This window comes from Sphingobacterium sp. UBA1897, assembly GCF_002337775.1.
In the GTDB taxonomy this organism is placed as follows: Bacteria; Bacteroidota; Bacteroidia; order Sphingobacteriales; family Sphingobacteriaceae; genus Sphingobacterium; species Sphingobacterium siyangense.
In genome coordinates this window covers 183970-197914 of sequence record NZ_DDGR01000026.1, presented here as the reverse complement: position 1 = coordinate 197914, position 13945 = coordinate 183970, and the positions used below count along the sequence as shown (strand labels likewise).

General features: G+C 39.1%; 15 protein-coding genes. 1 reads left to right on the top strand and 14 read right to left on the bottom strand.

The features are described 5' to 3' along the window. The first annotated feature begins 85 nt into the window (after window positions 1–85). Window positions 86–850 (top strand): monofunctional biosynthetic peptidoglycan transglycosylase, encoded by a 765-nt coding sequence (mtgA, locus tag B4N43_RS17570; RefSeq protein WP_070560704.1) that lies wholly within the window; start codon window positions 86–88, stop codon window positions 848–850. A gap of 114 nt (window positions 851–964) precedes the next feature. Here mtgA and B4N43_RS17565 read toward each other — a convergent pair whose 3' ends face one another. The 14 genes from B4N43_RS17565 to nrfD form a co-directional block, all read right to left on the bottom strand. Then, a complete protein-coding gene (locus tag B4N43_RS17565; RefSeq protein WP_286735781.1) occupies window positions 965–1420 on the bottom strand; it encodes an ABC transporter ATPase in 456 nt (151 codons plus the stop codon). A 194-nt stretch (window positions 1421–1614) separates the two neighbouring features. Continuing rightward, window positions 1615–2160, bottom strand: coding sequence for a DUF420 domain-containing protein (locus tag B4N43_RS17560; RefSeq protein ID WP_286735780.1), 546 nt, complete (start codon window positions 2158–2160; stop codon window positions 1615–1617). A gap of 7 nt (window positions 2161–2167) precedes the next feature. Next, window positions 2168–2896 carry an SCO family protein gene (locus B4N43_RS17555; RefSeq protein ID WP_088160235.1) on the bottom strand — a complete coding sequence of 243 codons (729 nt, stop codon included), beginning with the start codon at window positions 2894–2896 and terminating at the stop codon, window positions 2168–2170. A 9-nt stretch (window positions 2897–2905) separates the two neighbouring features. Further along, complete coding sequence (locus B4N43_RS17550) at window positions 2906–3283, bottom strand: cytochrome C oxidase subunit IV family protein (RefSeq protein WP_088160234.1); 378 nt, start codon at window positions 3281–3283, stop codon at window positions 2906–2908. 26 nt (window positions 3284–3309) lie between these two features. Further along, on the bottom strand, window positions 3310–4044 hold the full coding sequence (locus tag B4N43_RS17545; protein WP_046674128.1) for a cytochrome c oxidase subunit 3: 735 nt from the start codon (window positions 4042–4044) through the stop codon (window positions 3310–3312). Window positions 4045–4053: 9 nt separating this feature from the next. After that, window positions 4054–4635 carry a cytochrome c oxidase subunit 3 gene (locus B4N43_RS17540; RefSeq protein ID WP_075991043.1) on the bottom strand — a complete coding sequence of 194 codons (582 nt, stop codon included), beginning with the start codon at window positions 4633–4635 and terminating at the stop codon, window positions 4054–4056. Further along, window positions 4635–5540 (bottom strand): heme o synthase, encoded by a 906-nt coding sequence (gene cyoE, locus B4N43_RS17535; RefSeq protein ID WP_070563553.1) that lies wholly within the window; start codon window positions 5538–5540, stop codon window positions 4635–4637. Before cyoE ends, B4N43_RS17540 begins: the two co-directional genes overlap by 1 nt. 73 nt (window positions 5541–5613) lie before the next feature. Next, window positions 5614–6657, bottom strand: a complete 1044-nt coding sequence (locus B4N43_RS17530; protein WP_286735779.1) for a COX15/CtaA family protein — start codon at window positions 6655–6657, stop codon at window positions 5614–5616. Window positions 6658–6734: 77 nt separating this feature from the next. Next, window positions 6735–8606, bottom strand: coding sequence for a cytochrome c oxidase subunit I (locus B4N43_RS17525; protein WP_172462307.1), 1872 nt, complete (start codon window positions 8604–8606; stop codon window positions 6735–6737). A 28-nt stretch (window positions 8607–8634) separates the two neighbouring features. Continuing rightward, window positions 8635–9972: a cytochrome c oxidase subunit II gene (locus tag B4N43_RS17520; protein ID WP_286735778.1), complete on the bottom strand. Its 1338-nt coding sequence runs from the start codon at window positions 9970–9972 to the stop codon at window positions 8635–8637. 43 nt (window positions 9973–10015) lie between these two features. After that, entirely contained in the window at window positions 10016–11251 is a 1236-nt protein-coding gene (locus B4N43_RS17515) for a quinol:cytochrome C oxidoreductase (RefSeq protein ID WP_145327840.1), read from the bottom strand. 19 nt (window positions 11252–11270) lie between these two features. Continuing rightward, window positions 11271–11909: a c-type cytochrome gene (locus tag B4N43_RS17510; RefSeq protein WP_376747594.1), complete on the bottom strand. Its 639-nt coding sequence runs from the start codon at window positions 11907–11909 to the stop codon at window positions 11271–11273. Further along, entirely contained in the window at window positions 11893–12429 is a 537-nt protein-coding gene (locus tag B4N43_RS17505; protein ID WP_088160227.1) for a DUF3341 domain-containing protein, read from the bottom strand. Before B4N43_RS17505 ends, B4N43_RS17510 begins: the two co-directional genes overlap by 17 nt. Before the next feature lie 6 nt (window positions 12430–12435). Then, window positions 12436–13920 (bottom strand): NrfD/PsrC family molybdoenzyme membrane anchor subunit, encoded by a 1485-nt coding sequence (nrfD, locus tag B4N43_RS17500; RefSeq protein WP_046674137.1) that lies wholly within the window; start codon window positions 13918–13920, stop codon window positions 12436–12438. Window positions 13921–13945: the final 25 nt, after the last annotated feature.

The window sequence follows — 13945 nt, the reverse complement described above, 5'->3', positions numbered from 1 at the left end:
GGCAAACGATACACTCAACTTCTCGACAAAATCATTTCCATTAAACAAGAATATAAGCTAAGTTTGTATCCGAAAAAAATTAGTCATGGCCATCAAAAGATCTGGTAAACAAAATACGTCCAGCAAACAACAAAATACCTTCAAAAAAAAATCCTTCAACCCATTGAAGTCCATAAAATCTCCTATCCTGCGCATTGTGACACGGGTAGTACTCTATTTTATTGGCATTTCACTCTTTTGGGTCATTAGCCTGCGGTTTATTAATCCTCCCATCACTTGGTTGATGATTCAACGTGGGTTTGAGCTAAAAGAACAGGGCAAGGGATTTAAACTGGAAAAAAACTGGCTGGATTACGATGAACTTTCGGACAACCTAAAGTTAGCGGCCATTGCCGGAGAAGACGCTCACTTTATGACACACTGGGGATTCGACATGCAAGGAATTCAGAATGCCATTAAAAAAAATGCACAGGGAAAGAAATTACGCGGCGGAAGTACAATCAGTCAGCAGGTAGCCAAAAATGTCTTTTTATGGCCAGGGCGCTCCTGGTTAAGGAAAGGCTTCGAGACCTACTTTACCATTCTTATCGAAACATTCTGGAGCAAGAAACGCATCCTCGAAGTTTACCTTAATGTGATTGAAATGGGACAGGGAGTTTATGGTGCGGATGCGGCAGCTTCTTATTATTTTAGCAAAACAGGCAGCAATCTTTCCAAAAAACAGGCCGCATTGATTATAGCCATATTGCCAAACCCAAGAGAATGGGATGCGCGTAACCCTTCTGCTTATGTCAATAGACGTGCAAATGCGATAGCAAAATATATGCATCATTATACTATTCCTGAATAAGCGAAACCATCGCTGTTCGGCGGATCGATCAGAAGAGAAGCAATACAGATCTATAGATCAAAAAGAAAGGCCATATGTAACTATGGCCTTTCTTATATAAAATGGTTTTACAACCTATCTAAAAAGTCGTTTATGCCAGCTTTGATGGAAGGGTATTACCCAAGCGTCTTCCATTTGATGCTCATGGGTAATGGTATTATCAAATACTAAGGTATTATCGTTGATGGTACCGTCTGCCAATAACTTCTCAAATCCGTCACGGTTGACCACGCCTATTCCCTGATCCCCTTTATATGCAAATTGCATTCGATCAAATAGTTGAATACCATACTTCGATTCAACTCCTTTTAAAAATCGAACCGAACTATCAATAGAACAACCTGATGCAGCCGCCACTTCCTCGTCCACCTTAAGGATGATAAAAAGATTATCCCGCAATTCTGCGGATGCAGAAAGTGGTTTTCCATGCACTTTCCATTGTTCGGCAAAAGCTTTCAGGTCAGTAACAATCTCCTGTCCCTCTGTCGCCGTTAACAGGCGATCGGCCTGATAAATCCAGATACGCTTCATATGCGAATGATTTTTACAGATCCATCAAGCCGATATGAATTGGCTGATTAATCCGATACTGTTTATACTCCCGGATACAAGGAATATAGTCTCCATCGCATCCGATTTCATTTAAATATTAAACCAGATTAAACAACTCGAATCCGGCGTGCCATTGTATTTCATCACAATACCTTGACCCTCAACTCTTACCACTAACCAATATAATACGGAGAGATCATCAAATAAACGATCACCCCGGTAACAGCTACATAAAGCCACATGGGATAAGTAATACGGGCAAGCTTTTTATGACGCTCATAAGAACCCGATATGCCTCTAACAAATGTAAAGAGTACAAAGGGGATGATGATAATGGAAAGCAAAATATGCGTGATCAGGATAAAGAAATAGATCGGTCTTAGAATTCCCTCGCCGCCATATTTCGTTTCGATTGAAGTCATGTGATAAGCGACATACATCGCCAGAAAAGCTAAGGAACAAGCAATACACCATTTGACCAAACGCTCGTGTAAAGCCTTATTACCCTTTTTTATCGCAGCCACAGCCCAAAATAGTAATACAGCCGTAATCCCATTGATAGCCGCGTAGATAGGAGGCAAAAATGTTAGCGGTTTTACATCATAACCCAGCTTTTGTAAATTCACCGTAAAAAGGATAGCAACCACTATCGGTATCACAATCGATAGCAACCAAATCCATTTACTATACTTTTTTTCCTTGTTAAGACTCTCTTCCATGATATAATTACCTCTTTTGTTCTATTGTAGCTGGATGGTTTCGGACTTCCTCGACCAATAATAATTTGATTTCATCCTCAAGGCGGTCAACATCCGTTTTGACATTAATGTCATAAATACCTCTTATCCGTCCTTTTGTATCAAGTAAAAGATAATTAGACCCAATAATAAATGGTTTGCTGCCCTCCTTATTGACAAGCGCATCTTGTAATAAACTTTCCTGGGCAAATTTAAAGATATCAACAGAAGGATCTGTCACAAAAAACCAAGATTTGGTCCATGGTTTGTAAACTTTTGCGTATTTAGCTAACACTTCTGGTGTATCGTATGCCGTATCAACCGTAATTGAATACAAACGGACCTTCTTATTCTGAATAAATCGATTAGCGATTTGATCCAAACGCTTAATCATCGTCCGCGATAATGAAGCATCTCTAGAGTACATCAGATGGACGACAGAAAGTGTTGTATCATTATCCAATAGATGCACTTTCTTGCCATCGAAATTCACAAAATCAACCGGGGGTACAGTATGATAGATAGTATCGGGAATATCACGTCCCCATTTACGATGGGTAGTTCCCGGAACCTCTTTCTTTCCAAAAATTGGCAAAGAGGCGTAGCTATTAGAACCGCTTTTATTTAGTACAAAATATAAAAATCCTGGCAATAAAAGAATTACTGCCAGGATCAATATAGTTTTAATACCTTTCTTTTGTCCAGTATTATTATCCATTCACTTTATCTATTTATTTGGAAACAATTGATGTTCTTGAAAAGCAGATGCTAAATACCCTCCTTCAACAAGCATCAAAACAATAAAATAAATAATAAAAATAAACACAATTGCAACGGTAACAATGAAACTCGACTTCTCGAATTTCAAGTGCATAAAGAATGCAACGATATAATAAGCTTTAACTAAAGTAAGCACGATATAAATAGTATTTACTAACGCACCTTTAGCTAAAATTTGCCAATGGTGCACGAAGCCCAATGCAATTAAAAACTCTAGACAAGTAAGGGCTAAAAGTACACCAAATACTCTCCAGATGGCCTTCTTATCCATCCCACCTTCGTGAGCGTGCTCGCCATGAGCGATATTATCTTGATATTGTGACATAGCTATCTAAATTTATTATTTCGGAATTAGATTAAGTAGAAGAACGTAAATACGAATACCCACACTAAATCCACAAAGTGCCAATATAAACCTACTTTCTCGATCATAAGATAAGAACCACGGTTTTCGAATGTATTATTTAATGTCATACATAGAATGATGATATTCAAAATAATACCCACAGTAACGTGGAAACCGTGAAAACCAGTAATTGTAAAGAACAAGTTAGCAAATTGCAAGGCCGAAGTATAAGAAATGTCATGTGTGAAATATGGCATTAATGCTGTTTTGATGGCATCACCTTCTAAACCTGTTGCTGGATTTTTACCAAACCAGAAACCCATGTGGTGTAAGTGAGTCCACTCGATAGCCTGACAACCTACGAAACAGATACCTCCCAAAATAGTCCAAAGCATCCATTTAACAACTTCATTCTTTTGGTTACGGTGACCAGCTTCCACGGCCAAAACCATAGTTACAGATGACATAATCAAAATAAAGGTCATTAAACCGACAAATACCAACGGTTGACCATGCTCTGCAATTCCTGGGATAGATTGGAAGATCTTATCAGGATCAGGCCATGTTGGATGAGAAAAGCGTTGTGCGCCGTAATAAACCAAAAATGCAGAAAATGTGAAGGCATCCCCTACCAAGAAAAACCACATCATGATTTTTCCATACTCTAAGTTCCAAGGTGATTTCCCACCATTCCATGGACCAGTTTTTACCTTATCCAATTGCGATACTGTTGTACTCATTGTTTACTATTATTGATTCAAAAGTAAGAAAACATATATATAAATCCATAAAAGATCGAGAAAATGCCAAAAAATACTGGCAAGATCCATGCGGAAAAGATTGCCGTCTTTAGGAAGTTTGTTAATTCCTATAATCGCGCCAATCAAAACGATCAACCCCGCAATAATATGCGCCAAGTGCATCCAGATAAAAACGTAAATAAAAGATTGCGATGCATTGTTATTCACAAAATAAACACCCCTATCGATCAATACATTCCAAGCATGAACTTGCAAGGCAAAAAATACAACTCCCAAAATAAAAGTTGCTATCAAAAACAACCGCTGTTTGGAAGACTCGCCATTTTTAGCCGCTTTATGTGCTAAAAACATCGTTAGACTACTAACCACAATCACCAAGGTACTATATAAAAGTGCATTTGGCAATAGGGTCTTAATCCCTTTGTCCACGCCGCTCGCTGTATATACAATGAAACCACTGGATAACGCCGCAAACATCATGAACATACCCAACATACCCAACCATAGGTTGAACTTTTGGGCTTTTCTCTGTACTAACTTCTCGTCAGTTTGTGCTTGTATATCTAACATTATTTCAACGGAATAAAGTTAAGCAATAATACGAGTTGTGTCACAGGTAAATAAATAAATGAGGTAAACATCACTTTCTTCGCTGAAGGAATATCACAATTCTTAAACAGCAAATAACCGTAATAACCAAACATTATTCCACCGACCACGGATACAATCGTAAACCAAATTCCACCAAAGCCAAAATGATAAGGTATAAAACCTGCAGGTATCATAAACAAACCTGAAATGAATACCATAAACGCAGATATCTTATCACGTTTTGTCGTCGGCAATAAGCGAAAGCCCGCTAATTTATAGTCATCATCCACAACCCAGGCAATTGCCCAGAAATGCGGAAACTGCCATAAAAACTGAATAGCAAACAACACAAAGGGAATAATAATAATTGCCGCTTCGTTATGTCCACTATAGTAGGCTAAATCGTCTTGCGAAAAGGCTGCATAATATCCAATTAATGGCGGAAATGCACCCGGAAACGCGCCGACAAACACTGCTATTGGTGATTTTCTTTTTAATGGTGTATAGATAAATGCGTAAAGAAGGATACAGAAAACCGACAGCAGACCAGCGACAAAATTTAAACGAACAAGCACCAAGGTTCCTAAGATGCCCATAAAGACACTCAATACCAAAGCTTGTCCTGTTGTCATGCGGCCTGATGGCAACGGTCTGTCCTCCGTACGTTTCATCAGTTTATCCAAATCCTTTTCAATGATCTCATTAAAACCGTTGGCAGAACCTGTCACCAGAAAACCACCTATAGTCAACAATAACCAATTGAACCAGAATATATCACCCTGTTGTTTTGATCCTATCAGAAAAGCAATTGACGCAGAAAATACGACCGTCAACGTAAGTCTCAACTTAACAAGCTTTTTGAAATCTGAAATAAATTCTTTCATAACTAAAAGAGACCTCCTACTATCAGTGTAATTATACACGTACTTTTAAACATAAACATCCCGAATTCCAAGATTAGTGCCTTTGCTTGTTTAACAATAACAACAGGTAGAACTGTGCCCCAAATAGAAGCGTCGCTACCACCAAATGCGTTGTCTGTGCAAATGCAGGTATTGCAAATCGAGCTAAGATAATTCCTGATAGCATTTGGATACCCACTAGAATCAATGCGATTAAAGCAAATTTATATTGCTTAGAACTCGTATTAAAACTCGTGCGGACCAAAAAGAATAATACAATAACTAAAATCAAAGAACAATATGCCAACCAGCGATGTAACTCAAACTGTTGGCCAATAGTTGTTATAAAATCAGTCCGGGCTATCGTTGAACCGGTTAATAAATCAACCTCCTCACGAACTCCCGTTCCGACAATTACCTGTGTTAGCATCAATAAAATTGAAGCAATAGCAAGTCCTTTTAATATACCCAAAGAACGATTGACCAGTAAGGTCTTGTTTCGCAAAGTAACTGCTTTGAAATATGTATAAATACTAATACAAACAATTACAATGGCTAAGAGCATATGTACCGTAATAATCCAGGGCATCAGATTTGTCGATACAACGATCGATCCCAGCCAAGCCTGAAGTACGACAACAAAAAGATTAATCACTGACCAAACAACGATCGAGCTTTTTGATTTTAAATAGGTGAAAGAATAAATAGCTGTAAATAACAAACAGAATCCGGAAACAACGCCTACCAACCGATTGATATATTCCGTCCAAGTTTTCGCAACATTAAACTCTTCATGCTGCAAAATATTCTTATCGGTACGGAGCTTGTAAGCCATTTCCTTATCGCCGAAAAATTCTACAATTTTCGCGAAACGTTCGTTCTTCTTTGCTCTTCCTTCAATATAATGCTGTTCATATCCTTGAGGTAATTGAGAGATATCTGTTGGAGGAATAATACGGTTAAAACATCTTGGCCAATCTGGGCATCCCATTCCTGACCCTGTACTCCGAACAACTCCTCCAGCAATAATGACCAAAAACAACACAATGATCGTTATAAAATTGGTCTTTATAAATCGCTTCTCAGCTGCTGGAAACATAATACTACCCCTACCTCTTAAAATACAAACTTCTATAAAATAGAGTAGGAATCCCTACTCTATTTTATAAGATTTTATTAGTCTTTTCTACCATTTTGAGCATTCCATTCTGCCTGGATACGCTCAGCTTCCTCGTCTCCTTCGAAATCATGAGGCAAATTAGAGCTCATTGTTTCAGAGAAAGGAACACTTTGAGGAATAAAATCCTCACCGTGACCTGGCTTACTGTAATCGTAAGGCCAACGGTGTACAGTTGGAATTTCACCTGGCCAGTTACCATGGATATGCTCTACCGGAGTAGTCCATTCCAATGTGTTTGACTGCCAAGGGTTTTGTGGTGCTTTTTTACCGAAGAAAATCGATGTAAAGAAGTTCCACAAGAAAGCTACCTGACCTAAAGCAGCGATGATTGCAGCCCAAGTCACCAATTTGTTTACAGAAACCCATTTCGCCATGAAAGCAAATTCTGTAAATGCATAGTAACGGCGAGGCACACCATCGATACCCATAAAGTGCATTGGGAAGAATACCATGTAAGCACCAATGAAAGTCAACCAGAAGTGTAAATAACCCAATTTTGTGTTCATCATACGACCGAACATCTTAGGATACCAGTGGTAAACACCACAAAGCATACCGAAGATTGACGCCGATCCCATTACCAAGTGGAAGTGGGCAACAACAAAATACGTATCGTGTAAGTTGATATCTAACGCTGCATTACCTAGGAACAATCCTGTCAAACCACCAGAGATAAAGAACGATACCAAACCGATAGCAAACATCATCGCCGGAGTGAAACGGATATTACCTTTCCACAACGTTGCAAGATAGTTAAACGCTTTTACAGCAGAAGGAACCGCGATAATCAATGTTGTAATCATAAATACACCACCCAAGAACGGATTCATACCTGTTACAAACATGTGGTGACCCCATACGATAAACGATAAAACGGTGATACCGATCAACGAATAAACCATCGCATGGTAACCAAAGATTGGTTTACGTGAGTTGGTTGCAATAACCTCAGAAGTTAAACCTAAAGCAGGCATAACAACGATATATACCTCAGGGTGACCTAAGAACCAGAACAAGTGTTGGAACAAAATTGGTGAACCACCTTCGTTCGGCAAAATTTGTCCTTGAACAACAAGATCCGACAAATAGAATGACGTACCAGCAGCACGGTCAAAAATCAGAAGAACAACCGCCGAAACCAATACTGGGAATGACAACATACCCACGATAGCAGTTAAGAAGAACGCCCAGATTGTCAAAGGCATTTTCCATAAGTCCATTCCCTTTGTACGCATGTTCAAAATTGTACTTACATAGTTAATACCACCGATCAACTGTGAAGCTACAAATAGAACCATACTCACCAACCACAAAGTCATACCAGTTGCAGATCCTGCGATTGCAGTAGGAACAGCCGATAGTGGCGGGTAGATTGTCCAACCAGCAGAAGCAGGTCCACTTTCTACGAAGAACGATGCAACCATAATCACTGATGCTACAAAGAACAACCAGTAAGATAACATGTTCATAAAAGGAGATGCCATATCGCGTGCTCCGATTTGATATGGAATCAATAAGTTACTAAAAGTACCTGATAGACCAGCCGTTAACACGAAGAATACCATAACGGTACCGTGAATGGTTACCAAGGAAAGGAAAAACTCCGGTTTTATACGACCGCCTTCAGCCCATTTACCCAAGAATACTTCTAATATAGGGAACTCTTTATCCGGCCATGCTAATTGGATACGGAATAATACTGATAAAAGCATCGCAAAAACTGCCATGATGATACCAGTGATCAAGAATTGCTTAGCAATCATCTTGTGGTCACCCGAGAAGATATACTTTCTGATGAACGACTCCTCGTGATGATGGCCGTGCGAATCGTGATGTTCAGCGCTATGCGATATTACTGTACTTGACATATTCGATTTTATATTCAAAAATTCTTAATTAGTTCAAAGATGCTGTAACTTGTACGCTATCCTTTTTCACGTTAGCTGTTTTACCGCTGAACTCTTTTTGCAAATCCTCAGTAAAATATTTGTTTTGTTTAGCTAACCACTCTTTATATTTCTCTTCAGTTACGACAACCACTTTCTTCGCCATGTTAAAGTGACCTTGACCACAGATCTTGTTACACAACATCACATAGTCATAGTTATAATCACCCAAACGATCACGCATCTCTTCTGTTGTAACAGTAGGTGTGAACTGGAAGTAATTGGTCATTCCTGGTACCGCATTGATCTGAACACGGAAATCAGGAATATAGAAAGAGTGAATAATATCTTTTGAAACGATATGGAAACGAACTGGTTTATTTACAGGCAACCAAATTTCAGATCCTTGAATATCATCCCAAGAATTTTTATCATTAAAGTCAATACCGTACGGGTTCGTTGGCGTCGTCATTTTATAATTACGTTTACCAATAATACCGTCTGAACCAGCATAACGGACATTCCATTGGAACTGTTCGCCCAACACTTCAATTTGTAAAGCTGATTTTTGAAGATCCTCAGGAATATTTGTGATTGATCTCCATGTAAAGAAACCGAACAATACCAAAACTGTCAAAACAACAGCGGGAACAATTGTCCACAATTTCTCAATTGCATTGTTATGAGGATAATAATAAGCTTGACGTTTTGCACGCATGCGGTACAAGAATGTAAATGTCATCAACAAGATGTGTGTGATAACCAATACAAATGTTGTAATTGCAGTCGTAATGATAAACATTGTATCAATACGCTCACCGTGCTCAGTTACTGCAGATCTCCAATAAGCGGCTCCCCAGTGTACATATGACCAATATACACCGTACAGGAATACAACCAAGAAAATGAATAACAATGCCGATTGAAACGTGTTATTCGCAAACGGATTGTATTTACCGTTCATCTTTCTTGTCAATTCATAGATCGAAAGTACTTTACCGATAACGGCAACAACTGTACATATAACCAAGAATAACAAGACATAATATGTGAAGTTTTTATAAACCTGAGGGTCTACTTGCTTCACTTCTTCAACAGCAGGAGCAGCAGCACTAGCTTCTGTAGAAGAACTAGCAGATGCAACAGCAGCAGTACCTGCTGCCGCTGTTGTATCTTTTGCAACCGAATCCGTTGCTGCAGGGGCAGCTACTGCTGTAGTCGCCGCTTTAGCAGAATCAGATGCTACTGTATCTTGTTGACTTGCTAGGATAGGAGTCGCAAAAAGCAATCCTAGTGCAAGCACAAAACCCGAGATGGATTTGAATCTATTATTTAATTTAAAGCTCATTTCTTTTATAACGTTTTTACGTAACCTTCCTTTAAAAGTGAAACTATATCTGGTGATGCAAACTCTCATCCAAGAAAGGATGATTTTTAGGCACCAATGCTTGTTTACTCAATTTACTCATCACTAAGAAGATGAACAAACCTAAGAAACCAAGTGCAGTTCCGATTTCAATGATACCAAATCCTCTATGTTCAGCAACAGTACCAGGCATGATCATGATATAATAATCTAGCCAGTGACCAGCCAATAATAGAATCGCTACGAACAACATCACGTTTTGTTTACGTTTAGCATCGCGATCCACTAATAGTAACAATGGTGCCACAAAGTTAATGATAATACTCAACCAAAACCAAGGTTTGTATTCAGGTTCCCAACGTTTGTAGAAATAAACTGTTTCCTCTGGGATGTTTGAATACCAAATCAACATGAATTGTGCAAACCAAACGTAAGTCCAGAAGATAGAGAAACCGAACATCAATTTACCCAAATCGTGTAAATGATTTTCGTTTACCCAGTTCATATAACCAGCTTTCTTCAATACAACAACGATGATCGTGATACACGAAATACCGCTTACCCACATTGCTGCAAAGTTATACCAACCGAACATTGTCGAAAACCAGTGTGCCTCTAAAGACATTACTGTATCGAAAGACCAGATAGGTGTAGTAAAACCGAAGATAACCAAGAAGATTGCCGACAATTTGAATGACTTTTTATAAGAAGTCAATCCACCTTCTAAATCTTCTTTATAAGAAAGTTTCGCAAAAATAACGGCAAAAATGCTATATGTACCCATAAACACGACCTGACGGATCAAGAAGAATGGAACATTTAAATAAGCAGATTTACCTGCGATAATAGGGTCAAAATTTGTACTATGCGGATCAGTGATACCATCTGCATTCCAGTGGTGATATAAGTTATGTGTGGTTAAACCTAAACCTACAATAACTAATAAAACTAATGATGCAATTGGTAAAACACTCGCCATAGCCTGAGGTATACGTACCAAACCTGCAGACCATGCAGATTGTGTTACATATTGCAAGGCAACAAAGAATGTTCCAGCTGCGCATACACATGTAAAGTAATAACCCATCAATAACAAGTTGGCATAAGTACGCTCTACAGTAACGTGATCGCCCGAAAGCAACCCGAAAGCTACAGCAGCTACGCCTAGTACAACAGCGATAATACTGTACAATTTAGCCTTGCCAGCAAACTCGTATCGCTCGTTGAAATTATAATCGTGATGATGACTGTGAGTTCCCATTTATATATCTGATGTTAGATTATTTCTTTTGTAATTCGTGAACATACATAACAACTTTCCATCTCTCCTCTGGAGACAATTGAGATGCATGTGATCCCATGGAGTTGTGTCCGTAATAAATTGTATGGTAAATTTTACCATCAGTCAAGTCAGCCATCAAACCACCCCGTGAAGAGCTCGCTGCATCTGTTCTTTGATAAGATGGTGGCGGAGGAAAGTTCTCTAATTGACGAGTACCTCTTGAATCAGTCACGCTACGATCTTTCGTGATAGGACCATCACCTTTACCTTCTACTCCATGACATATAGAGCAGTAAGTGGTGAACAAAGCTTTACCTTTTTCAAGATTTTCGGCATTTACGACCAAAGGACTTTTTGCTTCTCTTCCTGCACGTTCATAATCCTCTAATGTATTGGCATACTCAAAACGAGTGAAACCAATTGGATCCGTACCTTTAGGAGGTGCTTGTGCTGTTTTTCCATCAGCAAAATTCGCATTAGGTTGATCCGGATTGAAAGCAAGCGGATCGTACATGTTACGAGAAAACTCTAAACCTGTACTACGAGTTGTTTTGTCACCACAAGAAGAAACAAGTGCTGTCAATGCCACAGCTGCGCATAGCGTTCCAAGTAAATTCTTCTTATTCATAGCTAACATATTTTCTATCATTGTACTTAACTTCAACAGCTCCAGCTTCTTTCAATAAGCTATCGATCAAAGCGTGATCTGTATTTTCATTGGCATCTACTGCAAGGATGAAACGATCATCTGTTGCTCTCAAGTCCATTACACGAGGTGCACGTCCCGGAAATAAGTGGTTACGGAAGAAAAACGTGGCAACCATACCCAAGGCACACAATAAGATCGTAACCTCAAATGTAACTGGAACAAAGTTTGGCATACCAAAAGATGGTTTACCACCGATATTCATCGGCCAATCATAGGCCATTGTATAATACAACAAACTAAAACCCAATGTCGTTCCTAATGCTCCAAAGCAAAATGCTGCGATAGGCAAGCGAGAAGGTTTCACACCCAGCTTTGCTTCGATGCCGTGAATAGGCATCGGAGTAAAGCAGTCGTAAATACTTATATTGTTTGCTTGCAATTTGTCGATCCCATGCATCATTTCATCGGGATCCGCAAAACTACCTAATATATATTTTGTATTGCTCATTGCTGATTATTTTCTAACTGATAATTCTTTAATCTCTTCTTCTGTCACTGAATCATATTTCTCTAATGACTCTTGGAAGTACTTAACTTGTTCCTCAGGGAATGCGCCTTCTTGAGCCAATTTAGTTTTATGTTGTAATGAAGATGATTTCAACAACAATTTCACTTCGGCGATAGCGATACCTGGTAAGAAACGTAAGAACAACAAGAATAATGTAAAGAATAATCCGATTGAACCTACAAAGATACCTACGTCTGTCCAAGTTGGGTAGAACATTGCCCAAGATGAAGGCAAGTAATCACGGTGCAATGAAGTCACGATAATTACAAAACGCTCAAACCACATACCGATGTTTACAACAATCGATAAGATCCATGAGATTGGAATACTTGTACGGATTTTTTTGAACCAGAATAACTGTGGAGAAATTACGTTACACGTCATCATTGACCAGTAAGCCCAAGCGTATGGACCCAACATACGGTTCTCGAAAGCATACATTTCGTATTCTGAACGAGAGTACATTGCGATAAACAACTCAGTCAAATAAGCCACACCTACGATAGAACCTGTCGTCATGATAATGATATTCATCGACTCAATGTGGAACATCGTGATGTAGTTCTCAAAGTTCATTACTTTACGTAAGATCAACAATAAAGTCTGTACCATCGCGAAACCAGAGAAGATCGCACCCGCCACGAAATATGGAGGGAAGATCGTTGTATGCCATCCAGGGATAACCGAAGTTGCAAAGTCCATGGATACGATCGTGTGTACAGAAAGTACCAGCGGAGTAGAAATACCTGCCAAGATCAATGACACGATTTCAAAACGTTGCCAAGTCTTAACTGAACCATTCCATCCGAATGATAATACAGAATAGATTTTTTGTTTTAATCCAGTAGCACGGTCACGAATTGTCGCGATATCCGGCAACAAACCACAGTACCAGAATACCAAGGATACTGTAAAGTAAGTCGAGATCGCAAACGCATCCCATACCAAAGGAGAGTTGAAGTTTACCCAAAGTGATCCAAATTGATTTGGAAGTGGGAAAATCCAATAAGCCAACCAAGGACGACCCATGTGAGCTACAACGTATGTAGCCGCACAGATTACCGCAAAGATCGTCATCGCCTCTGCAGAACGGTTGATTGAATTACGCCAGTTCTGGCGGAAGATTAATAATACAGCTGAAATCAACGTACCCGCGTGACCGATACCTACCCACCATACGAAGTCGGTGATATCCCAAGCCCAGCCTACAGTTTTATTCAGACCCCAAGCGCCGATACCTGTCCAAAAGGTATAACTAACGCTAACTACCCATAATAAAGCACCTAATACAGCAACGGTAAAACCAATCCACCATGCTTTATTCGGTTTATTTTCAACCGGTAGTAAGATATCATCCGTAATTTTTGCATACGTAATGTCCTTACCGGTCATTAATGGTTCTCTTAATATTGATTCGTTATGCGATGACATAGTATTTTTATTTCAAATATTGTAC

Coding starts and splice junctions, on each gene's coding strand:
- mtgA (WP_070560704.1), top strand. CDS start 86: ATGGCCATCAAAAGATCTGGTAAACAAAATACGTCCAGCAAACAACAA.
- B4N43_RS17565 (WP_286735781.1), bottom strand. CDS start 1,420: ATGAAGCGTATCTGGATTTATCAGGCCGATCGCCTGTTAACGGCGACA.
- B4N43_RS17560 (WP_286735780.1), bottom strand. CDS start 2,160: ATGGAAGAGAGTCTTAACAAGGAAAAAAAGTATAGTAAATGGATTTGG.
- B4N43_RS17555 (WP_088160235.1), bottom strand. CDS start 2,896: ATGGATAATAATACTGGACAAAAGAAAGGTATTAAAACTATATTGATC.
- B4N43_RS17550 (WP_088160234.1), bottom strand. CDS start 3,283: ATGTCACAATATCAAGATAATATCGCTCATGGCGAGCACGCTCACGAA.
- B4N43_RS17545 (WP_046674128.1), bottom strand. CDS start 4,044: ATGAGTACAACAGTATCGCAATTGGATAAGGTAAAAACTGGTCCATGG.
- B4N43_RS17540 (WP_075991043.1), bottom strand. CDS start 4,635: ATGTTAGATATACAAGCACAAACTGACGAGAAGTTAGTACAGAGAAAA.
- cyoE (WP_070563553.1), bottom strand. CDS start 5,540: ATGAAAGAATTTATTTCAGATTTCAAAAAGCTTGTTAAGTTGAGACTT.
- B4N43_RS17530 (WP_286735779.1), bottom strand. CDS start 6,657: ATGTTTCCAGCAGCTGAGAAGCGATTTATAAAGACCAATTTTATAACG.
- B4N43_RS17525 (WP_172462307.1), bottom strand. CDS start 8,606: ATGTCAAGTACAGTAATATCGCATAGCGCTGAACATCACGATTCGCAC.
- B4N43_RS17520 (WP_286735778.1), bottom strand. CDS start 9,972: ATGAGCTTTAAATTAAATAATAGATTCAAATCCATCTCGGGTTTTGTG.
- B4N43_RS17515 (WP_145327840.1), bottom strand. CDS start 11,251: ATGGGAACTCACAGTCATCATCACGATTATAATTTCAACGAGCGATAC.
- B4N43_RS17510 (WP_376747594.1), bottom strand. CDS start 11,909: ATGTTAGCTATGAATAAGAAGAATTTACTTGGAACGCTATGCGCAGCT.
- B4N43_RS17505 (WP_088160227.1), bottom strand. CDS start 12,429: ATGAGCAATACAAAATATATATTAGGTAGTTTTGCGGATCCCGATGAA.
- nrfD (WP_046674137.1), bottom strand. CDS start 13,920: ATGTCATCGCATAACGAATCAATATTAAGAGAACCATTAATGACCGGT.